General features: G+C 70.3%; 26 protein-coding genes. 17 read left to right on the plus strand and 9 right to left on the minus strand.

What is annotated here, in order from left to right; genetic code table 11:
• Window positions 1-48 precede the first annotated feature (48 nt).
• Window positions 49-672: an isochorismatase family protein gene (locus GVV86_RS11760; protein WP_159802909.1), complete on the minus strand. Its 624-nt coding sequence runs from the start codon at window positions 670-672 to the stop codon at window positions 49-51.
• Window positions 669-2,012, minus strand: coding sequence for a nicotinate phosphoribosyltransferase (locus tag GVV86_RS11765; protein ID WP_425483359.1), 1,344 nt, complete (start codon window positions 2,010-2,012; stop codon window positions 669-671). Before GVV86_RS11765 ends, GVV86_RS11760 begins: the two co-directional genes overlap by 4 nt.
• A 78-nt stretch (window positions 2,013-2,090) precedes the next feature.
• Between GVV86_RS11765 and clpS the strand changes: the two genes are divergently transcribed.
• The 9 genes from clpS to GVV86_RS11810 all read left to right on the plus strand — a co-directional run bounded on the left by clpS (window position 2,091) and on the right by GVV86_RS11810 (window position 8,667).
• A complete protein-coding gene (clpS, locus tag GVV86_RS11770) occupies window positions 2,091-2,399 on the plus strand; it encodes an ATP-dependent Clp protease adapter ClpS (protein ID WP_159802910.1) in 309 nt (102 codons plus the stop codon).
• A gap of 6 nt (window positions 2,400-2,405) precedes the next feature.
• Window positions 2,406-2,972 carry a DUF2017 domain-containing protein gene (locus GVV86_RS11775; RefSeq protein ID WP_159618477.1) on the plus strand — a complete coding sequence of 189 codons (567 nt, stop codon included), beginning with the start codon at window positions 2,406-2,408 and terminating at the stop codon, window positions 2,970-2,972.
• Between the two features lie 83 nt (window positions 2,973-3,055).
• Complete coding sequence (gene murI, locus GVV86_RS11780) at window positions 3,056-3,973, plus strand: glutamate racemase (RefSeq protein WP_159802911.1); 918 nt, start codon at window positions 3,056-3,058, stop codon at window positions 3,971-3,973.
• Window positions 3,970-4,767: an MBL fold metallo-hydrolase gene (locus GVV86_RS11785; protein WP_159618473.1), complete on the plus strand. Its 798-nt coding sequence runs from the start codon at window positions 3,970-3,972 to the stop codon at window positions 4,765-4,767. The genes murI and GVV86_RS11785 overlap by 4 nt, the downstream gene beginning before the upstream one ends.
• 122 nt (window positions 4,768-4,889) lie before the next feature.
• Window positions 4,890-5,654 (plus strand): class F sortase, encoded by a 765-nt coding sequence (locus GVV86_RS11790; RefSeq protein ID WP_159802912.1) that lies wholly within the window; start codon window positions 4,890-4,892, stop codon window positions 5,652-5,654.
• Between the two features lie 157 nt (window positions 5,655-5,811).
• The gene (rph, locus tag GVV86_RS11795; protein ID WP_246669969.1) at window positions 5,812-6,630 is read left to right on the plus strand and encodes a ribonuclease PH; all 819 of its coding nucleotides are present in this window, start codon (window positions 5,812-5,814) and stop codon (window positions 6,628-6,630) included.
• Window positions 6,623-7,270 (plus strand): RdgB/HAM1 family non-canonical purine NTP pyrophosphatase, encoded by a 648-nt coding sequence (rdgB, locus tag GVV86_RS11800; protein WP_159802913.1) that lies wholly within the window; start codon window positions 6,623-6,625, stop codon window positions 7,268-7,270. Before rph ends, rdgB begins: the two co-directional genes overlap by 8 nt.
• Window positions 7,271-7,316: 46 nt before the next feature.
• Window positions 7,317-7,988, plus strand: a complete 672-nt coding sequence (locus GVV86_RS11805; RefSeq protein ID WP_159802914.1) for a DedA family protein — start codon at window positions 7,317-7,319, stop codon at window positions 7,986-7,988.
• 13 nt (window positions 7,989-8,001) lie between these two features.
• Window positions 8,002-8,667 (plus strand): GNAT family N-acetyltransferase, encoded by a 666-nt coding sequence (locus GVV86_RS11810; RefSeq protein WP_159802915.1) that lies wholly within the window; start codon window positions 8,002-8,004, stop codon window positions 8,665-8,667.
• Here GVV86_RS11810 and GVV86_RS11815 read toward each other — a convergent pair.
• Window positions 8,648-9,262 carry an HAD family hydrolase gene (locus GVV86_RS11815; protein ID WP_159802916.1) on the minus strand — a complete coding sequence of 205 codons (615 nt, stop codon included), beginning with the start codon at window positions 9,260-9,262 and terminating at the stop codon, window positions 8,648-8,650. The genes GVV86_RS11810 and GVV86_RS11815 overlap by 20 nt on opposite strands.
• A 94-nt stretch (window positions 9,263-9,356) precedes the next feature.
• Between GVV86_RS11815 and GVV86_RS11820 the strand changes: the two genes are divergently transcribed.
• Window positions 9,357-10,346: a 3'-5' exonuclease gene (locus tag GVV86_RS11820; RefSeq protein ID WP_159802917.1), complete on the plus strand. Its 990-nt coding sequence runs from the start codon at window positions 9,357-9,359 to the stop codon at window positions 10,344-10,346.
• 35 nt (window positions 10,347-10,381) lie between these two features.
• Here GVV86_RS11820 and GVV86_RS11825 read toward each other — a convergent pair whose 3' ends face one another.
• The gene (locus GVV86_RS11825) at window positions 10,382-11,431 is read right to left on the minus strand and encodes an ADP-ribosylglycohydrolase family protein (RefSeq protein ID WP_159802918.1); all 1,050 of its coding nucleotides are present in this window, start codon (window positions 11,429-11,431) and stop codon (window positions 10,382-10,384) included.
• A 116-nt stretch (window positions 11,432-11,547) separates the two neighbouring features.
• Here GVV86_RS11825 and GVV86_RS11830 point away from each other — a divergent pair, with 116 nt between their 5' ends.
• The 6 genes from GVV86_RS11830 (at window position 11,548) to GVV86_RS11855 (ending at window position 20,183) form a co-directional block, all read left to right on the plus strand.
• Window positions 11,548-12,498: an aquaporin gene (locus GVV86_RS11830; protein WP_159802919.1), complete on the plus strand. Its 951-nt coding sequence runs from the start codon at window positions 11,548-11,550 to the stop codon at window positions 12,496-12,498.
• A 110-nt stretch (window positions 12,499-12,608) separates the two neighbouring features.
• On the plus strand, window positions 12,609-13,769 hold the full coding sequence (locus tag GVV86_RS11835; protein ID WP_159802920.1) for an exonuclease SbcCD subunit D: 1,161 nt from the start codon (window positions 12,609-12,611) through the stop codon (window positions 13,767-13,769).
• Window positions 13,770-13,864: 95 nt separating this feature from the next.
• Window positions 13,865-16,930 (plus strand): AAA family ATPase, encoded by a 3,066-nt coding sequence (locus tag GVV86_RS11840; protein ID WP_159802921.1) that lies wholly within the window; start codon window positions 13,865-13,867, stop codon window positions 16,928-16,930.
• Window positions 16,931-17,000: 70 nt separating this feature from the next.
• Entirely contained in the window at window positions 17,001-18,329 is a 1,329-nt protein-coding gene (locus GVV86_RS11845) for an MFS transporter (protein WP_425483360.1), read from the plus strand.
• 181 nt (window positions 18,330-18,510) lie between these two features.
• Window positions 18,511-19,839, plus strand: a complete 1,329-nt coding sequence (locus GVV86_RS11850; RefSeq protein ID WP_159802922.1) for an MFS transporter — start codon at window positions 18,511-18,513, stop codon at window positions 19,837-19,839.
• A 158-nt stretch (window positions 19,840-19,997) separates the two neighbouring features.
• Entirely contained in the window at window positions 19,998-20,183 is a 186-nt protein-coding gene (locus GVV86_RS11855; RefSeq protein WP_159618448.1) for a hypothetical protein, read from the plus strand.
• Between the two features lie 61 nt (window positions 20,184-20,244).
• On the opposite strand, the gene GVV86_RS11860 is transcribed toward GVV86_RS11855, so the two are convergent.
• From GVV86_RS11860 to GVV86_RS11880, 5 genes are all read right to left on the minus strand, one after another.
• Window positions 20,245-21,213, minus strand: a complete 969-nt coding sequence (locus tag GVV86_RS11860; RefSeq protein ID WP_159618446.1) for a serine/threonine-protein kinase — start codon at window positions 21,211-21,213, stop codon at window positions 20,245-20,247.
• Window positions 21,214-21,405: 192 nt separating this feature from the next.
• Window positions 21,406-22,206 (minus strand): alpha/beta fold hydrolase, encoded by an 801-nt coding sequence (locus GVV86_RS11865; protein WP_159802923.1) that lies wholly within the window; start codon window positions 22,204-22,206, stop codon window positions 21,406-21,408.
• Between the two features lie 46 nt (window positions 22,207-22,252).
• Window positions 22,253-22,582 carry a biotin/lipoyl-containing protein gene (locus GVV86_RS11870; protein ID WP_159618442.1) on the minus strand — a complete coding sequence of 110 codons (330 nt, stop codon included), beginning with the start codon at window positions 22,580-22,582 and terminating at the stop codon, window positions 22,253-22,255.
• On the minus strand, window positions 22,575-23,621 hold the full coding sequence (locus GVV86_RS11875) for an alpha-ketoacid dehydrogenase subunit beta (protein WP_159802924.1): 1,047 nt from the start codon (window positions 23,619-23,621) through the stop codon (window positions 22,575-22,577). The genes GVV86_RS11870 and GVV86_RS11875 overlap by 8 nt, the downstream gene beginning before the upstream one ends.
• Window positions 23,614-24,636, minus strand: coding sequence for a thiamine pyrophosphate-dependent enzyme (locus GVV86_RS11880; protein ID WP_159802925.1), 1,023 nt, complete (start codon window positions 24,634-24,636; stop codon window positions 23,614-23,616). Before GVV86_RS11880 ends, GVV86_RS11875 begins: the two co-directional genes overlap by 8 nt.
• 258 nt (window positions 24,637-24,894) lie before the next feature.
• On the opposite strand from GVV86_RS11880, the gene GVV86_RS11885 reads away from it, so the two are divergent.
• Complete coding sequence (locus GVV86_RS11885) at window positions 24,895-25,395, plus strand: Lrp/AsnC family transcriptional regulator (protein WP_159618436.1); 501 nt, start codon at window positions 24,895-24,897, stop codon at window positions 25,393-25,395.
• Window positions 25,396-25,453 lie beyond the last annotated feature (58 nt).

Consider the following 25,453-nt stretch of genomic DNA (forward strand, 5'->3'; position numbering starts at 1 on the left):
CCGGGCAAGGGGTGCCGGAGCGCGGTCACAGGTGCCGAAGCACGGTGCTCAGCGCTGGACCTCGACCCCTGCCGCTACGAGTTCATCGAAGGTGTCCTCAAGCCTTCCGGCGTGGACGGCCCGCGTCAGGCCCGTCAGCACCGACACCGAGTAGCCGGCGGCCACGGCGTCGAGGGCGGTGGCGCGCACGCAGTAGTCGGCGGCGAGACCGGCAACCACCACCTCGTCAACGTCCCGGTCGCGCAGCCAGTCGTCGAGGCTCAGCGGTGTCTCATCGGGTTCGGTCAGGGCCGCCCCGAGCTTGCGCTCCCCGGTGGGAACCTCGTCCTCGGGGGCCAGGACCCCCTCGAAGCCCGAGTAGGCTGCCTCGAACTGGCCCTTGCGGAACACCGCGTCGATGTTCTCGGTGTCGAGGTCGGGATGGAAGTCCGCCCCGCGGGTGTCGGCCACGCAGTGGACGGGCCAGGAGTCGATGAAGTCGGGGGTCTCGGAGAAATGGGGGCCCGGATCGATGTGCCAGTCCTGGGTCGCGACGACGTAGTCGTAGTCGGCGGCGCGGGCGTCGGCGTGGTCGCTGATGGCGGCCGCCACCTCGGCGCCGCCCTGCACCGCGAGGGATCCTCCCTCGCAGAAGTCGTTCTGGACGTCGATGATGATCAGTGCACGCGTCATGGAAGGGTCTCCTCGTACTCGGTGGGGATGGCAGGCTCGCCGCGCTGGAGCCGGTGCACCGACTCCGGGAGCTCGGCGACGGACTCGGAGTGGCGCAGTGCCGCCCGCTGGACGCCCTCGGGCCCGGTCCAGCCCGGAAGGACCTCGCCGCCCTTGACCAGCTGCTGCAGCAGGGGCCGGTCGTTGCCGTCGTCGGAGGGCGACGCGGAGATGCCCACCACTTCGGCGGTGGCCGTCCCGTTCTCGTCGAGCCGGCGAAGGGCGTACTTCCGGCCGCCCACGGAGGCCTTGTTCTTGGCGGCCTTGGCCACGGAGACAAAGGTGCCGTTGTTGTCCTCGCGGCTGACGAGCTTGTAGACCATTCCGGCGGTCGGGGCGCCCGAGCCGGTCACCAGCGAGGTGCCGACGCCGTAGGCGTCAACGGGGGCCGAGGCCAGCAGGCCGATGGCGAACTCGTCGAGGTCGGAGGTCACCACGATCCGGGTGTTGGTGTTGCCCAGATCGTCGAGCAGTTCGCGCACCCAGCGGGCCTGGGTCACCAGGTCCCCCGAGTCCAGCCGCACCGCGCCCAGTTCAGGGCCGGCCACCTCGACGGCGGTGCGCACCCCCTGCTCGACGTCGTAGGTGTCGACGAGGAGGGAGGTGCCCCGGCCGAGGGCCTGGACCTGCGCCTCGAAGGCCTGGCGTTCGGTGTCGTGGAGCAGCGTGAAGGAGTGGGCGGCGGTGCCCACGGTCGGCACCCCGTAGCGCCGCCCGGCCTCAAGGTTGGAGGTGCTGGCGAATCCGCCGATGATCGCCGCCCGGGAGGCGGCCACGGCCGACTCCTCGTGGGTGCGCCGGGAGCCCATCTCGATGCACGGCCTGCCCGCGGCGGCGCTGGTCATGCGGGAGGCCGCAGAGGCGATGGCGCTGTCGTGGTTGAGCACCGAGAGCACGAGGGTCTCAAGGATGCACGCCTCCGCGAAGGTCGACTCGACGATCAGGATGGGCGAGTTGGGGAAGTACGCCTCACCCTCGGCGTAGCCGAAGATGTCGCCGGTGAAGGAGAAGCCGGCGAGCCAGTCCAGGGTCTTGTCGTCGACGATTGAATTGTCGGAGAGGAACCCCAGCTGGTCATCCCCGAACCGGAACGCGGCGAGCGCTTCGAGGAGGCGGCCGGTGCCAGCGGTGACGCCGTACCGGCGGCCGTCGGGCAGGCGGCGGGCGAAGGCCTCGAAGACCGAGCGGCGGTGGGCCGCACCCGAGTGCAGGGCCGCCTGCAGCATCGTGAGCTCGTACTGGTCGGTGAACAGTGCGGTGTTGGGCTGCCGGGGCGCCGGAGCGCTGCTGGGAGAAGTCACAGTCAAAACATTAGCCGTGCGTTCGCTTTGTGAGTACCGGGGCCGCCCGGGTCCGCGGCGCATCTTAGAATGAGGTACATGACACTTGGCACTGCGACCGATACCCGTGCGCGGGATGAGGCCTCGACACGTTCCGAGGCCGGCCTTGACCAGCCCTGGGTCGTTGTGGTGTGGAACGACCCGGTGAATCTGATGACCTATGTCAGCTATGTCTTCCAGACCTACTTCGGCTACAGCGAATCCAAGGCGCGCAAGCTGATGCTCGAGGTCCACGAGCAGGGCAGGTCGGCGGTGGCCACCGGCAGCAGGGAAAAGGCCGAGCGGGATACCGTCGCCATGCACTCCTTCGGACTGTGGGCCACCTTCGAAAAAGCCGGAAGCGAGTAGGGCCCCATGGCGAAACCCTTCAAGTCAACCCGCCGCGGGATCACCGGGCATTTCGAGCCCGGTGAGGTGCGCCTGCTGGGCACCCTGTTCAGCGACATCATCACCATGCTCGAACCGGACACCGCCCCCAGCACCGATCCGCTGGCCGCGATGGTGGGCGTCGACGCCGAGGCGGCACGGCCCGAGGATTCGGCGCTGCAGCGGCTGCTGCCCGACGCGGTGCGGGACGACGACGCCGAGGCGCTCGAGTTCCGCCGGCTCACCGAGCGCTCCCTGCGGGAGCAGAAGATCGGAGCGCTCCGCAGCAGTGCCCTGCTGATCGAAAACAACCCGGTGACCCTGAATCCCGAGCAGGGGCGGCTGATGGCCCAGGCCTTCAACGACGTCCGGCTGGTGCTGGCGGACCGGCTGGGGATCGAGACCGACGAGGACGCCGCCCGCCTCCACGGGATCGACGACTTCGCCGACGCCGAGGACGTCGAGGCGTACCTGGCGCTGGTGTACAACTTCCTGACCTGGCTCCAGGAGTCCCTGCTGCAGGCACTGCTCAGCAGCACCCGCACCGCCCGGTAGCCGCGGGCTCCCGGGCGGATGTGATGGATCCCACGCGGAATCCGTTAGTGTCCGGGCCCGACACACCCTATTCTCAGTAGATTATGAGTTCAGAGCCTGCGGGAACATCGCCCTTGAGCAAGATCGGGGCGCCGATCGGTATTTTCGACTCCGGAGTCGGCGGCCTGACGGTCGCCCGCGCCGTCATCGACCAGCTGCCCAATGAATCGATCCTCTACGTGGGCGACACGGCCAACGGCCCGTACGGTCCCCTGCCGATCGCCAAGGTGCGCGCCCACGCGCTCGCCGTCATGGACGAGCTCGTCGACTCGGGCGTGAAGCTGCTCGTCATCGCCTGCAACTCGGCCTCCGCCGCGGTGCTCCGCGACGCCCGGGAACGCTACACGGCGCGGTACGGCATCCCCGTGATCGAGGTGATCCAGCCCGCGGTCCGGCGCGCGGTGGCGGCCACCCGCAGCGGGGACATCGGCGTCATCGGAACCTCTGCCACCATCGGCTCGCGGGCCTACGAGGACACCTTCGCCGCCGCCCCGCACCTGCGGATCACCTCGGCCGCGTGCCCGGAGTTCGTCGAGTACGTCGAGGCCGGGGTCACCGCCGGGCCCGGGCTGCTCTCGGCCGCGAAGCGCTACCTTGAGCCGCTGAAGCGTGCCGGCGTGGACACCGTGGTGCTCGGCTGCACCCACTACCCGCTGCTGACCGGTGTCATCTCATACGTGATGGGGGACAGCGTCAGTCTGGTCTCCAGCGCCGAGGAGACCGCCAAGGACGTCTACCGCGCCCTCGTCTCCCACGACCTGCTCAGCAGCGGCAGCGGTCCGGCCGTCCACCGCTTCTTGGCCACCGGTGACGCCGGGAGCTTCGAAGTCCTCGCCCGGCGCTTCCTCGGTCCCGAGGTGCTCAGCGTCCAGCACGTCGACCACGTCGCCGCGCAGTACCCGACGGGAAGCCTGGCGAGGATCACCCCGGACATGATCACGGCCTCCGGTGGACCGCGATGAAGCTGACGATCGTGGGCTGCAGCGGCTCCTTCCCCGGCCCGCAGTCGCCCGCGTCGTGCTACCTGATCACCGCCGAGGCCGAGGGCCGGACCTGGCGGATCCTGCTTGACCTCGGCAACGGCTCCCTCGGGGCCCTGCAGCGGTATATGGACCTGCGGCAGATCGACGCGGTCTTCCTGAGCCACCTCCACCCCGACCACTGCATGGACCTGTGCGGGCTCCACGTCGCCGTCCACTGGGATCCCGCCGGCTGGGGCCGGGAGCGGATCCCCGTCTGGGGCCCGGCGGCGACGGCCGACCGCATGGCGACCGCGTACGGCCTGGCCCTTAACCCGGGCATGCACGAGGACTTCGAGTTCCACTCCTGGCAGGACCGCACCGCGGTCCGGCTCGGGCCCTTCAGCATCACCCCCTTCGCGGTGCTGCACCCGGCCGAGGAGGCCTACGCCCTGCGCATCGAGGTCACCGAGCCGAACGCGGACGGGGTGCCCGAAACCCGCGTGCTGACCTACTCCGGCGACACCGACTCGTGCGAGGGCCTGATCGAGGCGGCGGCCGAAGCCGACCTCTTCCTGTGCGAGGCGGCGTTCCAGGAGGGGCGCGACGACGGCATCAGCGGGGTGCACCTGACCGGCCTGCGAGCCGGTGAGATGGCGGAGGCCGCCGCCGCCAAGCGGCTGCTGCTCACCCACCTGCCGGTGTGGAACGACGCCAATGTCTCGATCGGCGAGGCGCGCTCGCGCTACAGCGGGCAGCTCGCCGTCGCCGTCGCCGGGGTGTCCTACACCGTCTGACCGGCTGCCTTTTCGACCTGCCTGGGCACCGGCCTCCGCCACAACCGCCGCGGGGCCTGTACCCTATGCGGAAGTACCGGTCCCGAGCGGACCGGTAGGTCTCTCCGATTGAAAGGCGCAGCATGGCACCCTCGGCGCACCCCGACGAGCCCCCGGCACCCGCGGAACCGACCCCGTCAGGGCATCCGCAGCAGGGCAGGCGCCGGCGGACCCTCGTTGCACTCCTGGGCGCGGCCGCGGCGCTCATGCTGGTCCTGCTGGTGCTTCTTCCCCAGCTGCAGCAGGGATCGTCGGCGGCCGGTGATGACCGCCCCACCTCGACGCCCACTCCGGCCCCCTCGGCGACCAGCGCCCCTGCCGCTCCCAGCGCGGCCCCCGTCACGCCCCCCGTCACGCCCCCCGCCAAGGCGCCCCCCAAGGCACCCGCCGGGCCGGCCGCCGCAGCTCCCACCCACATTCAGGTGGAGGCCGCCGGCATCGACGTCGCGGTGCTCCCGCTGCAGCCCACCGCCGCCGAAGTGGCGAGCCAGTCGATCGTGCCGCCGTTCACCGACGAGGGCTACTGGCTTTCCTCCTACGGCACCCCGGGCGCCGGGTCGGTCAATACGACCTACATCACCGGGCACAGCTGGGAGGGCAGGGAGGCGCCCTTCGACCGGTTCAGCACCCACACGGAAGTCGGTGACACGGTGAGTGTCACGACGAAGACGGGCACCCTGCGCTACACCGTCGACTCGATCACCACGCATGACAAAGACACGCTGAAGACCAGCGACATCTGGAACATCGTCCCGAACCGCCTCGTCATCATCAGCTGCTACACCGAGGACCCCTGGGGCAAGAACGTCGTGGTGACCGCCTCACCGGTTCCACCGGCAGCGGGCTGACCGGCGGCCGGCCCATCCCGGCAACCGCGGCGGTCCCCGGCGGCAGCCTCGCGGCTGCCGTCCCTACCCGCCCCTACCCGCCCCGGCCCGTCCTGCAGCCGTCCCGCGCCCGCTCCGCGCCGCCGGGCCGGGCACGCCGCCGGTTTAGACTGGCTCCATGAGCCCAGCCGATCCGCACCCCGCCCCGTCCACCACCGCCACGGCCACCCCCGACGGCGCCACTCCCGCCCCGCCGACGGTGCGGCGGGCCGACGGCCGCACCCCGGACCAGCTGCGGAACATCAGCATCACCCGGGGCTGGTCGAACCAGGCCGAGGGCTCGGCGCTGATCGAGTTCGGCAACACCCGCGTACTGTGCACGGCCTCGCTGACCAGCGGAGTCCCGCGCTGGCTCAAGGGGGAGGGGAAGGGCTGGGTCACGGCCGAGTACGCCATGCTGCCCCGGGCCACCAACACCCGCTCCGACCGCGAATCGGTCAAGGGGAAGATCGGCGGGCGCACCCACGAGATCTCCCGCCTCATCGGCCGGTCGCTGCGCTCGATCATCGACACCAAGGCGCTCGGGGAGAACACCATCGTGCTTGACTGCGACGTGCTCCAGGCCGACGGCGGCACCCGCACCGCGGCGATCACCGGCGCCTACGTGGCGCTCGCCGACGCCATCCGGTACGCCAAGGACAAGAAGCTGATCCCGGCCGGTGCCAAGCCGCTGGTCGACACGGTCGCCGCCGTGAGCGTCGGCATTATCGACGGCGTTCCCATGCTCGACCTTCCCTACGTCGAGGACGTGCGCGCCGAGACCGACATGAACGTCGTGGTCACCGGCTCGGGGAAGTTCGTCGAGGTCCAGGGCACCGCCGAGGGTGCGCCCTTCGACCGGGCCGAACTCGACGCGCTGCTCGACCTGGCGCTGCTGGGCACGGCCCAGCTCGCGCAGATCCAGCTCGACACCCTCAAGGAAGCAGCCGGTGCCTGAGCAGGTGCACCGGCTGGTACTCGCCACGCGCAACCCGGGCAAGCTGCGCGAACTCCGCGAGCTGCTGCGCGGACAGGTTCCCGGGCTCGACGTCGACACCCAGGTCGTTGACGCCGAGACCGCGGGCGCGGCCGACGTCGTTGAAAGCGGAGTCACCTTCGAGGAGAACGCCGTGATCAAGGCGCGCCAGACCGCGGCGGCCACGGGGCTGGTGGCCGTGGCCGACGACTCCGGCCTCGCCGTCGACGTCCTCGGCGGAGCCCCCGGGATTTTCTCGGCCCGCTGGTCCGGCCGCCACGGCGACGACGCCGCGAACCTTGACCTCCTGCTCGCCCAGCTGGCGGATATCGGCCCGGAGCACCGCGGCGCGGCCTTCCACTGCGCCGCAGCGCTCGCCGTGCCCGGCGGTGCCGTGCATGTGGAACTGGGCGAACTGCGCGGCACGCTGCTGACCGGGCTGCGGGGCACCGGCGGATTCGGCTACGACCCGGTGCTCGTCCCCGCAGGGCTCGACCGGACCTGCGCCGAACTCACCCCCGAGGAGAAAAACCGCATCAGCCACCGCGGCCTTGCCTTCAGGGCGCTGCTGCCGCACCTGATCAGGGCCCTCGACGGCGGCCGGGATGGTCTCCGGTCCTGACCGTTTTTTGGCGGCAGGCGCCGGACATAGGGCAGACTTGGTGGCGATGACTATTTTTCTGCAGCAGGGCCTGACCACTGAGTCCGACGGATCCGCACTGGGCGGGGTTGCCGAGTGGGCGGTGAACGTGATGGAGACGATCGGCGCTCCCGGCGCCGGCCTGGCGATCGCCCTGGAGAACCTCTTCCCCCCGCTGCCGAGCGAGGTCATTCTTCCCCTCGCCGGATTCACGGCGAGCCGCGGCAACTTCACGCTGTTCGAAGCGATCTTCTGGACCACCCTCGGTTCGGTGGTGGGCGCCTACGCGCTCTATGCGCTCGGCGCGGCGCTGGGCCGCCGGCGCATGCGCGCGATCGTGGCCCGGGTTCCGCTTGTCGACCTTGAGGACATCGACAGGGTGGAGGCCTGGTTTGCCCGCTACGGCTACCGCGCCGTCTTCTTCGGCCGGATGATCCCGCTCTTCCGCAGCCTGATCTCCATTCCGGCCGGGATCGAAAAGATGCCGCAGGGGAAGTTCCTGGTCCTGACCGCCGCAGGCAGCCTGATCTGGAACCTCATCTTCGTCCTCGCCGGTTTCTACCTGGGGGAGAGCTGGCACCTCGTGGAGCGGTACGCGGACACCTTCCAGAAGATCGTGATCGCAGCGGTGGCCCTCTGCGCCGCCTACTTCATCATCAGCAGGATCCTCAAGCGCCGCAGGGCGCCGGAAGCGCGATGACCGGGATCGTGCGGTGACGGGGACCGCCGGCACGCGCCTCGCTGAGTTCTGGCCGCTCTTCGGGCTGTCGATCCGCACCCCCCGGCTCATCCTCACCCCGGTGCGCGACGACCAGCTGCCCGGCCTCGTTGACGCGATCCTCGCCGGCGTCCACGACCGCTCGGTCATGCCCTTTGGCGTCCCCTGGACCGATGCGCCCCGGGATATCCTCATCCGTGAAAGCCTCAAGTACCAGTGGAGCCTCCGGGCTGCTTTGAGCCCCGAGGACTGGACCATCAGCTTCGCGGTCCAGCACGAAGGCCGCATCATCGGCGTCCAGGACCTCTCGGCGCGCAGCTTCGCGCTGCTGCGCCGGGTCAGCACCGGCTCATGGCTGACGCTGGAAGCGCAGGGCAGGGGCCTGGGCAAGGAGATGCGCTCCGCCGTCCTCTCCTTCGCCTTCGACCACCTCGGGGCGCACTCGGCCGTCTCCGACGCCGCCGTCTGGAACGCGGCCTCGCTCGGGGTGTCGGCGGCGCTTGGGTACCAGCCCAACGGCACCACCCTCGCCGAGGCACGCCCGGGCGAGGTCCGCGAACAGCAGCTGCTGCTGCTGGCACGTGAAGTTTTCCGCCGCCCGGAGTGGACGGCTGCCGTGGAAGGCGTCGAGGCCGTCCGGCCTATACTGGCAGGCGCCTGAGCTCGCGCGAGAGATCGGTCTCCCGCAGGTGCAGGCGGGCGTCGATCCCGAGGCCGCGTGCGGCCGCAATGTTCGCCGCCGAATCGTCGATGAACAGCACGCGGCCGGGCTCGGTGCCCAGTTCGGCGAGGACGTGGGAGAAGATGGCGCCGTCCGGCTTGATCAGGCGCAGCGACGAGCTGAAGAACAGCTTTTCGAAGTGTCGAGTCCACGGGGCTCCGGCGAAGTGCCCCACCATGGGGGCAGGCATATTGGAAAGCAGCGCCAGGCGTGCGCCGGACCCGGACAGTTCATCGAGCACGTCGAGGGTCTCAAGGTTGTAGTGCGACCACTGGTTGGCGTCGAGGACATCGAGCCATGAGGCGCGGGCGTCGCTGACTGCGTGTCCGGTCACCCGCGACCAGTACAGCACCGGGCTCAGGTCTCCGGCGTCGTAGCCGTCGCGGTGCTGCCAGTAGGCGGACGAGCGCTCCCGCAGCCCCGGAACGCCGGCCTCTTCCTCCAGCCGGTCCCAGTCCTCGCTCGTGGGCTCGGTGGAGATCACCATTCCGTAATCGAAGAGATACCACTGCGGGGGAGGGAGGAAACCGGGCATGGTTCAGCGTACGACCACCCGGCGGTTCCCGGCACGCCACCGGGGTGAACGTTGGATGAACGGTTTCGCCATCCGGCACAGGTAGCCTTGGAGAGTGGGAATTGAGTTCACGGCGATCGACTTTGAAACAGCTAACGGGTTTCGGGGGTCACCCTGCGCAGTGGGACTCACGAAGGTCCGGGACGGACGCGTCGTGGACGAGGCCTCCTGGCTGATGCGTCCACCCGCCGGCCACGACTACTTCGATTCCCGCAATACCGCCATCCACGGCATCACCGCCGACCAGGTGGCCACCGCGCCCCGGTTCGGAGAGCTGTTCCCCGAGATCGGCGGCTTCATCGGCGGGGACATCCTGGTGGCTCACAACGCCGCCTTCGACCTCGGGGTGATCCGCTCGGCGCTCGAAGTGTCGGAGCTCTCAGGGCCCGGCTGGGACTATGCGTGCACCGTGATGCTCTCGCGCCGCAGCTACTCCCTGGCCTCGTATTCCCTTCCGTTCGTTGCCGAGGCGGCGGGGGTTCCGCTGTTGAACCACCATGACGCCGTGGAGGACGCGCGGGCCTGCGCGGGCATCTTCGTGGACATCGCTCGGCGCAGCGGCGCGTCGACGGTTGAGGAGCTCATGGCCGTGCAGCGGCTCCCGCTTTCGCGCGCCGAGCCCTATGAGCCCGGTATCGATGAACTCTCAAAGGCCACCCGGACGGCGCTGGAGCGCGGCGCTGCGGCAGGGTGGGCCGGATGGCCGGAGGAGGGCGACAACCCGCCGCCCAACCCGGCCGCCGATGCGAACCACCCGCTCTACGGGCAGACCGTCGTCTTCACCGGCGACCTTGGCATGCCCCGCCCGCAGGCGAAGGAACGGGCGGCACGGGTGGGGGCTCAGCCGGCCAGCGCGGTCACCCGGCGCACCACGGTGCTGGTGGTCGGCAATGGTTTCGTGGCCTCCGACCTGCGCAACGGCCGCGTCACGGGCAAGGCGCGCCGGGTGCTTGAACTGCACGAGCGTGGACAGCAGATCGAGGTGCTCTCGGAAGCGGAGTTCCTGCAGATGATCGGCGGCCTCTGGCCCGTCGGCAGCCAGTAGGCCCCGCCGCAGGTTCCACCGCGGGCCGGGCCCGGCTACTCGCCGGTTGCCGCCTTGATGAGGGAGGAGCCCACGGCCCTGATCACCTCGGTGCCGTCCAGGCGGTCGAGCCACGGCCGTGGCAGGGCGGCCTCCCCGTACAGTGCCCCCAGGATGTTCCCGGTGACCGAGCCGGTCGTGTCGCTGTCGCCGTCGTGGTTCACGGCCAGGACGACGCCGGCGGTGAAGTGTTGCGCGGGGTCCGGCCGGGCGGAGGCGAGCGCGGCATAGACGGCGAGGGAGAGGGCCTCCGGGGCAAGCCATCCGCGGCCCAGCTCGTCGGGCAGCCGTTCGGGCGCGACAGGACCGTCGGCGGCAAGGGTGGCCGCAGCCGTGAGGTTCCCGGCGAGCTCGGTATCGCCGAGGATCCCGGCATGGGCGACGGCGGACTGCACGGCGGCCTCAAGGCCCAGCTCGTCGAGGGCCAGGGACCGGATGAGGTGGCTGAAGACGGCGGCCGGAGTCTGCGCGGCGGGATGGCCGTGCGTCAGGGCCGCGGCGTCGAGGGTCAACCGGTCCGCCATCTCCCCGGGAATCCGGGGCACCAGGCCGAACGGAGCGGAGCGCATCAGCGCCCCGGACCCCTTGGCCTGAGGGTTGAGCGGACGCTTCCGGGTTCCCATCACCCCGGTGAGCAGCCCGGAGAGGCAGGCCTTGCCGGGGTCCCTGCGGTGGTGCAGGACCTCCTGGGCGTCGATCCACCGCGGCGGCGAAACCGGCGCGGGATCCGGAGGGGTTTCGCCCTGCGTGGCAAGCCAGCGCAGGTAGGCCAGCCAGAGAATGGCCATCTCATCGGCCGACACGCCGTCATTTGCCCATTCAAGCGCCTCGACCAGTCCGTCGACCGTGTACAGGGTCAGCTGGGTGTCGTCCGAGAAGACGAACGGCGAACCGTCCTCCGGCGGAGCGGTTACCCCGCCGGGGCCGAACCGGGTACGGATCGCCTCAAGGCTGTCGCGTTCGACCGTGTAGCCGAGGGCGTCTCCGAGCGCGCCGCCGAGCAGACTCCCGGAGACCCGCTGGGGGTAGGTTGCGTGGTATGCCATCGTTCAAGTCTAGGTCCGCCTAGGATGGGAGACTGGACGGCTGTGCCCGCCGCCCGGGAGCGCGAGCGAGGGCGGCGGGCACAGCCAATGGCCCCAACCGAAGGACGCACTGCCTTATGTCGCACGGAATCCATCACTCCACGGACGCCGGACAGGACCGGACCGGAGCCCTGCCCCTGCGCTCCTACGGCCCGGCTGCCCGGACTGCCGCCGAGGCAGTCGGCTCGTTTGCTGTCGTCCTCACCGGACTGGGCGTCACCATGCTCAACACCCAGTCGGGCGTGCCTCCGACCCTGGCCTTCGGATTCGCGCTGCTCGCGGCCATGATCGCCTTCGGATACATCTCCGGTGGGCACTTCAACCCCGCCGTCACCCTCGGCTCGGCCGTCGCCGGACGCACAGGGTGGGGCTCCGTGCTGCCCTACATCCTGGCCCAGCTTGTCGGCGGCCTTGCCGCCGCCGGCCTGCTGTGGCTTCTGCTCAGCGCCAACTCCCAGCTCACCGACGTCAACGGACTCTTCGCGGCGGCCTCCAACGGCTTCGAGGAGCACTCGGCGGCGCAGTTCCCGCTGAGCAGCGTGTTCCTGGCCGAAGCCGTCTGCACGGCCCTCCTGGTCGCCGTGTTCCTCGGCGCCACCGCCGGGCACGCCGGCCGGAGCACGGCACCGTTCGCGGTCGGCCTGACCTATGCCGCCCTGCTCACCCTGCTGCTCCCGGTCACCAACGGCGGGCTCAACCCGGCACGATCCACCGCCTCGGCCCTGTTCACCGGTGACTGGGCCACCGCCCAGTTGTGGCTGTTCTTCGCGGCGCCGCTCGTCGGAGCGATCATCGCCGGCCTGGCCTTCCGAAGCTTCGACGCGGCCGGCCGGAAGTCCGTATCGGCGCCCGCTGCGCCCGTCGGAGCCACCACCGCTGCCCCCTCCGACTCCACCGGCACGGATACGGTCGGAACCGGCGCTGCAGCTCCGGCGGCGCCCCCAGCCGGCCCGGCGGCTTCTATAGGTTCCCCGGACGACGCGCGCTCCTTCTTCGACAAGGGACCCGGGACGACGGGCCGCGGCTAACGGCTCCTCTCCCCGGCCGCGGGCGCCGGGAAACTCCTTCGGGGGTGGAATTTCGCCGGCGCCCGCGCGGTGCCCGCAGGAATGTCCGGGGCGGGCGGTAGCGTAAAAATATGCTGTTACTCCACACCTCGGATTGGCACCTCGGCCGTTCCTTCCACGGAGCGGGAACCCTCGCGGCCCAGCGGATGTTTCTAGACAACCTCGAGAAGACGGTGCGTGACGCCCAGGTGGACGTGGTGCTCGTCGCCGGGGACGTGTATGACCGGGCCCTGCCCGGGGTGGATGTCGTCGCGCTCTTCGACGAGGCGCTCGACCGGCTGCGCGGGGCGGGCGCCGAGGTCATCATCTCGAGCGGCAACCACGACTCCGCGACCCGGCTGGGCTTTGGCGGCCGCATCCTCGAACGCGGAGGAGTGCACCTGCGGACCCGGACCGAGGACATCGGGCGGCCGGTCACCTTTCCGCTCGGGCCCGGGGCCGACCTCGCCGTCTACGGCATCCCCTACCTGGAGCCCCGGGTCGTTGCCGGCGCCCTGTCGGCCGAGCCGACCCACTCAAGCGTCACCCGGGCCGCCGTGGGGCTGATCCAGGAGGACCTGCGCCGCCGGAGGTCCGCAGGCACCGTGCACTCCGTGGTGATGGCCCACACGTTCGCCAGCGGCGGCATCAGCTCGGACAGCGAGCGGGAACTGGCACAGGGCGGGCTCGGCGCGGTACCGCTGGACCTGTTCGATGCCTTCGACTACACGGCCCTGGGCCACCTGCACGGGCAACAGAAGCTTTCGCCCACGGTGAGGTACTCCGGTTCGCCGCTTGCCTACTCCTTCTCCGAGGCCCGCCAGACTAAGGGTGCCTGGCTCGTGGAGATCACGGCCGCGGGACTGGGCCCGGTGACGCCCGTGCAGTGGCCGGCACCCAAGGAACTCGCCGTGCTCAGGGGCCGCATCGAGGACCTCCTGAGCGATGAGTCCCTCGCCGACGCCGAACACGCGTACTGCTCGATCACCCTCACCGATGCCGAGCGCCCGCCGCGCGCCATGGAACGGCTCCGCGCCCGCTTCCCGGACACCCTCGTCCTCGCCTTCGAGCCTGAGGGCGGGCACGCCGGTGACCTGCGCACCTACAGCCAGCGCATCGCCGCGGCGACGAATGACGCCGAAATCTGCTGCGGATTCCTCGAGCACGTGCGCTCGCGCGAGGCTTCACCCCAAGAGCGGGAACTCCTGTCCGCGACCGTGGACGCCGCCCTCAGCCTCAACTCCGAGCGGTGAGCGGCGGTGGCGGGAGACCAGACCTGGAAAGCACCAGACGCAGACGATGACGGGCCCGGAAGCAGCCCAGTGAACATGAACAGGGGAAACGCAGCGTGAGGATCTCCCGCCTTGAAATCCAGGCCTTCGGTCCCTTCTCCGGGCGGCAGGTCGTGGATTTCGACGCGCTGAGCGCCCAGGGCTTGTTCCTGCTCAACGGCCCGACGGGTGCGGGGAAGTCGAGTGTCCTCGACGCGATCTGCTACGCGCTGTACGGATCGGTGCCCGGAGTCCGGCAGGGCGCCAAGCGCCTGCGCAGCGACCATGCGCCCATCGGGCTCGCTCCGGAGGTCGAGCTTGAGTTCACCGTCGGCGCGCGCAGGTTCTCGGTCACCCGGTCCCCGCAGTGGGAGCGGCCCTCGAAGCGCGGCGGTGGAACCACGACCGAGCAGGCCCGGACCCTGCTTTCCGAATTCGTCGACGGCGCCTGGGTTCAGAAGTCCGCCCGCAACGACGAGGCCGGCCTGGAGCTGCTGAATGTGCTGGGCATGGACAAGGAACAGTTCACCCGCGTGGTGATGCTGCCGCAGGGCGAGTTCGCTGCCTTCCTGCGCGCCGATGCCGGTTCCCGGCGGGAGCTGCTTCAGCGCCTGTTCTCCACGGATCGATTCGAGAACATTGAAAAACTGCTGAGCGAGCAGGCCGGCCAGGCGGCGTCCCGCCTGGCCACCGCGGAGGACGGACAGCGGCAGACCATCCAACGGGCGCTCGACGAGGCGGCGCGGCACGGCATCGAAGCCGACGTTCCGGCCGAGGGTCAGCCGGCGCCGGGCGGCCAGGCGGTCGTGCACACGCTGCTCGAAGCCGTCGCTGCCCGTTCTGCCGAAGCGGCGGCGGCGGCGGACCGGACCGGACGGCAGCTGGAACAGGACAAGGCGCGCTACTCCGGGCTCGCCGCGGCTCGGGCACGGGCGGTCGCGCTCGAACGGCACCGTACCGCGCAGGCCGAACACGAAGCCGGTGCCGCAGAGGCGGCGGCGCTGGCCGCGGCCGTGGAGCGGCACCAGGATGCCCGCCTGCTGGCCGGGGTCCTCGACGCCGCCGAAGACGCCGGCCTCGAACACAAAGACTGCCGCACGCGCTGCGACAGAGCCCTCGACACGCTGCGGGCCGACGGCACCGCGGCCACCTACCTCGCGGGTGCCGGTGACGGTACCGACGCCCTCTTCGACCTGGCGCCCACTGCCGCCCGGCTCGAGGCCGCGGCCCGTGCCGCGGCCTCGGATCTGGGAGTGCTGCAGGCTGCGCTCCCTGACGAGGACAGGCTGCAGGGACTCAACGAACGTATCCGGGACATCTCGGCGAAGCGCGCCTCACTGGCCGAGCGGACGATCGGGCTGGAGCAACGGCTGGCCGAGCTGCGCGCGGACAAGGCGCTGCTTGAGCAGGAGGCCGTTGGGCTGAGGGAAACCGCGGGGGAGGAGACCCGGTGCGCCGAGGCGCTTGAGGCCGCCCGGGCGCTTGAGGCCACCATCGCCGAGCATGCGCAGGCGGACCAGCGGCGCTCGGTAGCCGAGAAGAACTACGCGGCAGCGCACGAGGAGCACCTCCGCCGCAAGGAGATGTGGCTGACCCGGCTGCAGCTGCGCCTTGAGCAGGCCGCCGTCGAGCTCGCGGCCCAGCTTGAGGACGGCAAGGAGTGTGCCGTCTGCGGCAGCCTCGAGCACCCGGACCCGGCCCGGGCCGGCGACGACGAAAGGGTCACCCACGCCGACGAACAGGCGGCCCGGGAGGCCCACGCAGCGGCGGAGGCACGCCTGAACGAGGCGCGGGCACTGCGGGACGCAGCGGCGCTTGAAGCGGCCCGGCTCGCCGCCCTCGGTGGCGGACGGGACGCGGCCGTTGCCCGGGAGGCGACCCAGCAGGCGCAGGCCCGGCTCACCGAAGCGCGCCGGGCCCAGCAGGAGCTTGAGGACGCTGCGGCACGGATCGACGCGCTCGTCGCCAGGGAACAGCAGATCCTTGCGCAGTTGGAGGACGCGGGCCGGGCCGCTTCCGAGGCCGCCGCCCAGCTGCGGAGCCTTGAGGACCAGGCCGCGGAGCTCGCCGCGCGCCTCGAACACCACCGGCGCGGTTTCGGTACCCTCCACGAGCGCGCGGAGGCGGTCGACTCCGCCCGTGCGGTGCTCGTCGCGGCCCGGGAGGCCCTCGAGGCCCTCGACCGGGCCGCAGGGCGCAGGGACAAGGCCGTAAGCGCCCTCGCCGATGCCCTCGCCGGCTCCCACTTCGACGGGGCCGCTGCCGTCCGGGAGGCCCTCCTCGAAGCAGAAGCGCTTGAGGAGACCCTGCGCCGCATCCGCGCCCATGAGGCGGCAGGGCACCGGCTCGAGGCCGAGGGGGAAAGCCCCGATATCACCGCCGCCCTTCAGGACGAGGCAGAGGGCCGCTCCGTCCCCTCCGAGGACGAGGTCCAGGCCGCTGGCCGCGATTACGCCGCGCTGGGGGAGAGGGCAGCCGATGAGGCGGTGGCCCTGCGGCTGCTTGACCAGTCATTGAGCCAGCTCCAGGCCTACAACGCCCTCCTGGTGGAACAGGAAGCGGCCGTTGCGCCGCTGCGGGAGCGGCACGCGCTGCTGCGCTCGGTGGCCGACTCCGCCCGGGGCGGCGGCGACAACCGGTACAAGATGCCGCTGAGCACCTACGTCCTCGCGTCGCGCCTCGAGCAGGTCGCCGAGGCCGCCACCGAGCGGCTGCTGGCCATGACGGACGGGCGCTTCGCCCTCGTGCACAGCGACGCGCTTACCGGGAACAAGAAGGCAGGGCTGGGGCTGAGTGTCATCGACGGGTGGACCGGAAACCGCAGGGACACCTCGACGCTTTCCGGTGGGGAATCATTCATGGCGTCCCTGGCCATGGCACTCGGCCTCGCCGACGTCGTGCAGCAGGAGGCAGGCGGCATCGACATCGAGACGCTCTTCGTCGATGAGGGCTTCGGCTCGCTCGATGACCAGGCACTGGAACAGGTGATGGATGCGCTCGACGGCCTGCGCAGTGGAGGCCGGGTTGTCGGCCTCGTCAGCCATGTCGCCGAACTGAAACTGCGCATCCCGGCCCAGCTCCAGGTCCACAAGGACCGCGAGGGCTCCCGCCTGGAATTTGTGGATCAGCTCCAGATGGTGTAAATTCACTCAGTTACCGGGTAGGGCGCATCGGGAGGAGGGACGATGCGCGATTCGAAGTACCCGGATGACAATGAACGCAATTCCTTCCCTCAGCCCCGCTGCCGAACGTTCGCCCGCCGGCCCTGAGCGGCCCCGCCGGTTCGGCCGCTTCGGCCGCCTCCCGCAGTTGGCCGGCACCTCCTTCCTCTCCGTCGGGTTCCTGGCACGGCTGCCCCTCGCCATGCTGACCGTCGGCGCCCTCACCATCGTGACCTCGGCCAGCGGCTCCTACGCGCTGGGCGGATTCGCGGCCGGCGCCGTCGGCATCGGCTCCGCCCTCGGCGCGCCGATCCTCGGCTTCCTCGCTGACCGCTTCGGCCAGCGGGTCGTCCTGCTGCCGGCGGCGGCCCTGAACACCGTCGCCACCGTGGCGCTGGTGGTGCTCGCCCTTGCCCTCACCGGGACCGCCGCCGCGGCCGCCGTTCCCGTCATGGCCGCCGCCTTCCTCACCGGCTTCACCTCTCCCCAGATCGGGCCGCTGGCGCGGGTGCGGTGGGTGGCGATGACGCGCAGGCCCTCCGACCTCGACACGGCCATGTCCTACGAAAGCACCGCCGACGAGCTGACGTTCGTCCTCGGTCCCGCCCTGGTCGGCCTCCTCGCAAGCCTCGCCGCCCCCTGGGTCCCCCTGACCCTTGCCGCGGTGCTGACCCTGGCCATGGTGAGCGCGTTCGCCGTCCACCCCACCGGCCGCCTGGTCGGATCCTCGCGCGGCCGCTCTGACGTCCAGGAGCCGGGGCCGGCCGTGACCGGCCGGCGGTCTCGCCTGCTGATCTCCATTCCCGTCCTGGGCATGGTCGCGATGGGCACTTTTTTCGGGGGGACCCAGACGACGCTCACCGCCTTCGCCGGGCAGTTCGACGCCGCCTCCGCCGCGGGGCTGCTCTACGCGGTGATGGGGCTGAGCTCGGCGGGCGCTGCCCTGTCGGTGGCGTTCTGGCCCGCCACCTTCGCGCACTCCTGGCGGTGGATCGCCTCGGCGGCCGGCATGGTCGGCCTGGCGGCGCTGCTGTTCCTGCCCTCGGGCATCCCGGCAATGGTGCTCGTGCTGTTCCTCCTCGGCATCCCCGTCGGGCCGACCATGGTCTCGATCTTCAGCATCGGGTCGATGGTGGCACCCCGACGCCTGCTCGGCACGGTCATGACCCTGCTCGCCAGCGGCATTGTCGCCGGCTCGGCCCTCGGCTCCGCCGTCGCCGGGTCCCTCGCGGAGAGGGTGGGAACCGATGCCGCCTTCGCGGTGCCGGTGCTGGCAGCCGCCGCGCTCCTGGTGCTGGGCCTGGCCGGTGCGGCCGGACTCCGGGCGCACCGCCGGTCCGTCGAGGCCACCGCCGCCGCTTCCGGTCCCACTGGCTCCTGACGCGCGGACAGCCTCTTGTGGGATCAGCCCCCGCCTCCGCCGGCACCTCGGCCACAGCGGACTCCTGACGCGCGGAAATTGATCCGCAGGACCTCCCCCATCCCGGGGAGGTCCTGCGTATGATTTAGCTCACGTAACCGAACGTTCTGTCGGTAATGTTTTCCCGTCCCTTGGAGTGACAATGACGTCTTTCACCGCTGCGAACGCCACGGAGCATCGCACCTCACGCGAGGAGCGCCGCGTCCTGGCCGGGACCCTCGTTGGAACAACCATCGAGTGGTACGACTTTTTCATCTTCGCCCAGCTCACCGCCACGGTCCTGGGCGCGCTGTTCCTCACTCCGCTTCGGGAGTCCAACCCGGGCCTGGCCCAGGTCCTCGCCTTTTCCCTGATCGGCATCAGCTTCCTCTTCCGGCCCCTCGGAGCGATCGTCGCCGGGCACCTCGGTGACCGCATCGGCCGTAAGTCGGTCCTGGTCTTTACCCTGATCCTGATGGGCGCGGCGACCGCGCTGATCGGGATCCTCCCCACCTATACCTCCATCGGGGTGTGGGCGCCGATCCTGCTGATCCTCCTGCGCATCGTCCAGGGGTTCTCCGCCGGTGGTGAATGGGGCGGTGCGGCGCTGATGTCGGTGGAACACGCCCCGGTGGGCAAGCGGGGCCTGTTCGGTGCCTACCCGCAAATCGGCGTTCCGATCGGCATGATCCTGGCCACAGGCACCCTGCTGCTGCTGCGCACCGCCATCCCCGAGGACCAGTTCCTCGAGTGGGGCTGGCGGGTGCCGTTCCTGCTGTCGGTGGTGCTGATCATCGTCGGCTACCTGATCCGGCGTGCCGTCAGTGAAAGCCCCGTCTTCAAGGAGATGCTGGCCCGCAAGGGTGAGAGCAAGGCGCCGCTGCGCCAGTTGTTCCGGAAGAACACCCGCGAGGTGCTCCTTGCCGCCGTCATCTTCATCGGCAACAATGCCGCGGGCTACCTGGTCATCGCGTTCTTCATCTCCTACGCCACCACGGCGCTGGAGATGCCAGTGGTGCCGGTGCTGCTGGCCACGACGCTCGCCTCCTTCGGCTGGCTGATCTTCACCATGGTCGGCGGCTGGCTTTCCGACCGGATCGGCCGCGTGCGGACCTTCCAGATCGGCTATGCGCTGGTGTTCGTGTGGATGCTGCCGATGTTCATGCTCGTCGACACCGCCAACATTTTCCTCTATGGGCTGGGCCTGTTCGTCCTGACCATCGGCCTGGGACTGTCCTACGGGCCCATGTCCGCGATGTACGCGGAGATGTTCCCCGCGAACGTGCGCTACTCCGGCATTTCCATCGGGTACGCGCTGGGCGCGATCCTGGGCGGGGCGTTCGCGGCGATGGTCGCGCAGCTGCTGCTGGAGACCTACCAGTGGTCGGGGGCCGTGGCGATCTACATCATGATCCTGTGCGCCATCTCCTTCGTCGGGGTCACCCTGGCCCGGGAGACCCGCGGTGCGCCGCTTGGAGTCTCCCAGCACTGAGCCGGCACGCCCGGGACCTTCAACCGGGGCGTCCGGGCGCACACGCGCAGCAGACAAAAGACCGGAGGGCCAGGAAACCAACCTGGCCCTCCGGTCTTTTGCGTTGCCCCCCCGGGCTCCTAGGATCGAAGGAACAAACACCTACGCCGGAGGATGAAATGACCGAGACGCCGAACGGCAAGAAGCAGGACACCAGCGGGCAAGGCACCAACGGGCAGGACACAGGGGAGGGTCCCGAGGGCACCATCCCCGACAACCAGGAGGGAATCGGCGCAACGACGCTCGATGAGCCCTCAAACTTCGAGCCCGAAGAGGATGACGTCGAGGGCGGCGAACCCCGCTGAGCGCTGCCCTGGAGCAGCGCTGATCCGGACTAGCGCTGCCCCGGACTAGCGCTGTCCCGGACTATCCGAGGCTCGGGGCGTGCGAGGGCGGGTCGGGGATGTGGATGTTCCCGGTGGTGATTCCGCCGGTCGAGACCCCGTCGCCGTCGTCGGCGGGGGCGGAGCCTGCGGCCGCCTGGGGTGTCCCGATCCCCGAGAAGCCCGCGCCCTCGTCGGAATGGACCCGCAGGAGCAGGGCAACCTCGTGGGCGTCCGGACGGTCCTGCGGGTTCCGGGCGGTCATGCTGGTGAGCAGGCTCGCCCAGTCGGCGCCCAGCCATTCCGGGATCTCGGGATCACGGAGCAGGCGGGCCAGGGCCGCCTCCACGACGGGCCCGGGGAAGGCCTTGTCGCCGGTGAGGCACTCGAGCAGGACCAGGCCGAGGGAGTAGATGTCGCTGCGCTCGTCGATGTTGCCCGACTGCGCCTGCTCCGGGCTGAGGTAGTTGGCCGTGCCGATGGTGGCCCCGACGGCGGTGGCCATGGTGGAATCCACCATGCGCGCGATGCCGAAATCGGTGAGCTTGGGGTAGAGCCGGGTGTCGTTGTCGCCGGAGTGGAACATCAGGATGTTCGCCGGCTTCACATCGCGGTGCACCACCCCGTGGGAGTGGATGTAGGCGAGGGCGTCGGCGAGGTCGGCTCCGACCTGGGCGACGGCGGCGGGGGCGAGGGGACCCTTCTTCAGCAGCTTGCGCAGGTCCTCGCCGTCAACGAGTTCCATCACCAAAAAGCCGGTGGTGCGTCCGTCCTCATCCTGGTGCAGCCCCGCATCGTGGAGGGTCACCAGCCCGGGGTGGTTCAGGGTGGAGAGCAGGAGCGTCTCGGTGTGCTGCCGGCGGTAGTCGTCGTCATCGGCGGTGGTGGGCTGGAAGACCTTCACCGCGACATCGCGCTGCAGGTTGCGGTCGACCGCCCTATAGACGGAGGCGGCGCCGCCGACGCCGAGCAGGTCGGTGGTCTGGTACCGCTCGGCAAGGAGCACATCCATGGGTGTTCTCCCGGGAAAGTGGTGGCTGGAAAGGTCAAGGTGGGGCGCGCAGAAAAGGTAAGTCTACTGAGCACTTGGCTCGATTGTATCCTGCCCCTACGGTCTTTTGCCCTGCGGCGCAGGTCCCTTTACCTAAAGTTTATCCGCTGCGCCAGCCACCCGCAGCGGGCGGCGGCCTGCGCGGGGGCGGGTTCAGGCGGACAGGAACGCCACGGCGGCGGACTTGAAGGCGCGCGAGGTCACCGCGTTGGCGTGGGTCCGGGCGGGCAGCTTCAGGAGCTCCGCCTGCGGGGCCAGATCCGCCAGTTCCTGCGCCGTCGCGGCGAGGTCATCGTTCTCGCCGGCGACCAGCAGCAGCGGCATCCGGGGCACGGCCTCGGAGGGGATGAACGGCTCGTCCTTCACCGCCTCCACCATGGTCAGCAGTGCGAATACGTCGTTGGTCGGCACGAGCCTGGCCATCCGCATCAGCTCGGCGGTCCGGGCATCCTGGATCGGGGTGCCTTCAGCGAGGAGCTCCTGCGCCGCGGCGAGGTCGAATTCGGCAAGCGGGTCACCGCTGCCGGGGCCGCCCAGCACCATGCGGTGGACCAGTTCGGGCTGGGTGGCGCCGAATTCCCACGCCAGCCGGGAGCCGAGGGAGTAGCCGATGATGTCGACGCCGCTGGCCGGCATGCCCTCGCGCAGGGGCACCACGTGATGGTCCTGAAGGACCTGCAGGACATCGGCGCGGATGCGGCTGGGGGAGTAGGAGTCGCGCGCCTCCGGTGCGGCGCTGGCGCCGTGTCCGGGCAGGTCGACGGTGAGAACGGCCCGGCCGGCCTCGTTGAGGAAGCGGATCCAGCCGGTGTCGGTCCAGTTGAGCTTCGTCGAGGAGGCGAAGCCGTGAAGGAGCAGCACCGGGCGCAGCCCGGCGTCGGAGGCGGGCGGATGCAGCGCCACGCTCAGCTGCGGATCCGATCCCTCCACCAGGTGGTCGCGGTGCCTTCCCATGCCTTGTCCTTTCCTGCCGTTGAAATCCCGCTCCGCGGGCCGGTGCCTAGTCGTCGTCGAGCACGGCGCTGAGCCGTACCCGCCGGGCCGGGGCCTTCTCGGCGGGCACCGTGCCCACGATGCCGGCCGTGTCGTCCGGCACCTCAAAGACGATCAGCGGATCGCCGACGGCGATCACCGCGCCCGCATCGCCGTGGACCTTCACGACTGTACCGGCCTGCGGGGAGGGCAGCTCGACGGCGGACTTGGTGGTTTCGACCTCGACGAGGGGCTGGTTCCGCTCGACCTGGTCGCCCTCGGCGACGAGCCACTCGAGGATGGTGGCCTCGATGAGGCCCTCGCCGAGGTCGGGCAGGGGGAATGAGAGTTCAGCCACGGCGGTGCTCCAATACGCGTTGGATTCCGAACAGGATCCGGTCAATGTTGGGAATGTACTCGTCCTCAAGGTCGCCTGACGGATAGGGGACGTCGAATCCCGTCACCCGTTCCACCGGCGCCTTGAGGGTATTGAAGCACCTTTCGGTGACGAGGGCGGCGATTTCCGCGCCGAGCCCGCTGCTGCGCGGCGCCTCGTGGACGACGACGGCGCGGCGGGTGCGCGAGACGGATTCTGCGAGGCCGTCGGCGTCGATCGGGCTGAGCCAGCGCAGGTCGAGCACCTCCACCTCGATGCCGTCCTCGGCCGCCAGTTCGGCGACCTGCAGGCAGCGGGCGACCATGGCGCCCCAGGCGATCAGGGTCAGGTGACGGCCGGGCCGGGCAATCCGTGCACCCTCAAGTGCACCGGCGTCCGCGGGATCGACGATGCCCTTCTGCCAGTAGCGCGCCTTGGGTTCCATGAAGATCACCGGATCGGGCATCGACCCGGCGAGGCGGAGCAGGTGGTAGGCCTGGTGCGGGTCCGCGGGGGAGACGACCTTCAGGCCCGGCACGTGGACGAAGAGGCTCTCGAGGCTCTCGCCGTGGAGTTCGGGTGCGCGGATCCCGCCGAAGCTGGGCACCCGCAGGGTGATCGGCATGGGCAGGGCCCCGCGGCTGCGGTAGTTCATGCGCCCGACCTGGGAGACGATCTGGTTCACGGCCGGATACGCGAAGCCGTCGAACTGCACCTCGGGGATGGGGTGGAAGCCCGCCATCGCCAGGCCGACGGACATGCCCAGGATGCCGGATTCGGCGAGCGGGGTGTCGAAGACGCGCTCGGCGCCGAAGCGGGCCTGCAGCCCGTCGGTGATGCGGAAGACCCCGCCCAGGCGGCCGACGTCCTCGCCGAAGATGAGGGCCTTGGGGTTGTCCTCAAGTACCTCCCCGAGCGCACGGTTCAGGGCCCCCTGCATCGAGAGCGTCAGCGGCGCGGGTGCGGCCGGCCCGTCGCCGCCGGCGGCGGGGGACAGGGGGCTCGACAGGGTCTCAGACATGCTCGGATTCCGTCCTCCAGGCGGCGGCCTGGGCTTTCAGTGCGGGGGTCGGCTCCTGGAAGACGAAGTCGAACATCTCGCTTCCCGGGCGGGGAGCAAGGCCCTCAAGGCCCTGCCGGACGGCATCGGCCTCGGCCTCGCCCGCGGCGAGGGCCGCGGCGAAGAAGGGGTCGGGCGTGCCGAAGCGTGTGCGCAGCAGGGCCTCGCAGGCGGCCAGCGGATCGGAGCGGCGGGCCGCCTGCTCCTCATCCAGGCTGCGGTAGCGTCCGGGGTCATCGCTCGTAGAGTGCGGCCCCAGCCGGTAGGTCCGGGCTTCGATGAGGATCGGGCCGCCGCCGTCCCGGCAGTGCGCGAGGGCCTGCCGGGTGGCCTCAAGCACCGCCGTGACGTCGTTGCCGTCCACGCTCAGCGACGGCATGCCGTACCCGGCGGCCCGGGCGGCGACCGACCCGCCCGCCACCTGGCGCTCGGTGGGCACGGAGATGGCCCAGCCGTTGTTCTGCACGAAGAAAATGACGGGTGACTTCATCACGGCCGCGAAGTTCATCGCCTCATGGACATCGCCCTGGGAGCTGGCGCCGTCGCCGAAGTAGGTCAGGGCGACGTTGTAGCCGTCCTCGCCGGGCCCGGCCAGCTTCTGGCCGTGCGCCCAGCCCACGGCGTGGAGCACCGATCCGCCGACCACGGCCTGGATGGGGGCGAAGTGGGTGGCGGCGGGGTTATAGAGCCCGCCATGCCAGGTGGCCTTGTGGGTGGCCATGTATTCGACCATGTCCACGCCCACGGCCCGTGCAACGCCGAGTTCCCGGTAGGTCGGGAATAGAAAATCCCGCGTGGGGTCAACGGCGTAGCCGCTGCCCACCTGGGCCGCCTCCTGCCCGAGCAGGGGGGCGTAGCCGGGGATGATGCCCTGGCGCTGCCAGCGGACCGCGGCGGTATCGAGCTGCCGGACGGCGGCGAGGAGCCGGTAGAGCTCCTCGAGCTCGCTCGGATCCGCAGGTGTCGGAGATTCCATGGTGCGTCCTTGTGTAGAGGGTCTTGGGCGACGGTATCCGTACCCGAGCTCCTGCGCAATCTGCCGCGTCGATCCTCCGCAGTTTGCCGCAGTTAACGGTGCCTGGGCGCAACCGGCTGTACAGACTGCTCCGTTCAGCCGTTATCGTCTGTACAAACAGGCGTCCGCCCTTAGCCGGCCCCGGCCCGGACAGTCTCGGCCCGGGTGGTCAGGGCGCCGCCGCGGCAGGGCACGGTGTGTCCGGGAGGAAGGCAACCCATGGAGATTGACCGGCTCGACGTCCGCATCGCTGACCTATTCGCCGACAACCCCCGGATCTCGGTGCTCGAGGCATCGCGCGTCCTGGGGGTCGCGCGGGCAACGGTGTCGGCGCGGCTTGAACGGATGCAGCGCAGCGGGGTGATCAGCGGCTGGGGCCCCCGCATCGACCCGGGGTCCATGGGGTACGGCGTGACGGCCTTCTGCTCGCTGATCATCCATCAGGATTCGGGTCACGACGCGGTGGCCGAGGCGCTCGCGGAGATCCCCGAAATTCAGGAGCTGCACACCGTGTCGGGGGAGAGCGACCTGCTGGCACGGGTCACAGCCCGTTCCAACGCCGATCTGCAGCGCGTGATCGACGCGATCATCGCAACCCGGACCGTCATCCGCTCCTCGAGCGTCATCGTCCTCAACACCCACTTCGAGGCGCGGACCCTGCCGCTGATGCGGGCCGCGGCCTTCGGGGGCCCTGCCGCAGGACCTGGAAGCCTGTTATAGTCATAGTGACTTTAACCGAGGCTGCCGCGGCGGACTGAACTTTAAGGGCGGTGCAGGC

The sequence above is a fragment of the Arthrobacter zhaoguopingii genome (assembly GCF_009828595.1).
Classification (GTDB): domain Bacteria; phylum Actinomycetota; class Actinomycetes; order Actinomycetales; family Micrococcaceae; genus Arthrobacter_D; species Arthrobacter_D zhaoguopingii.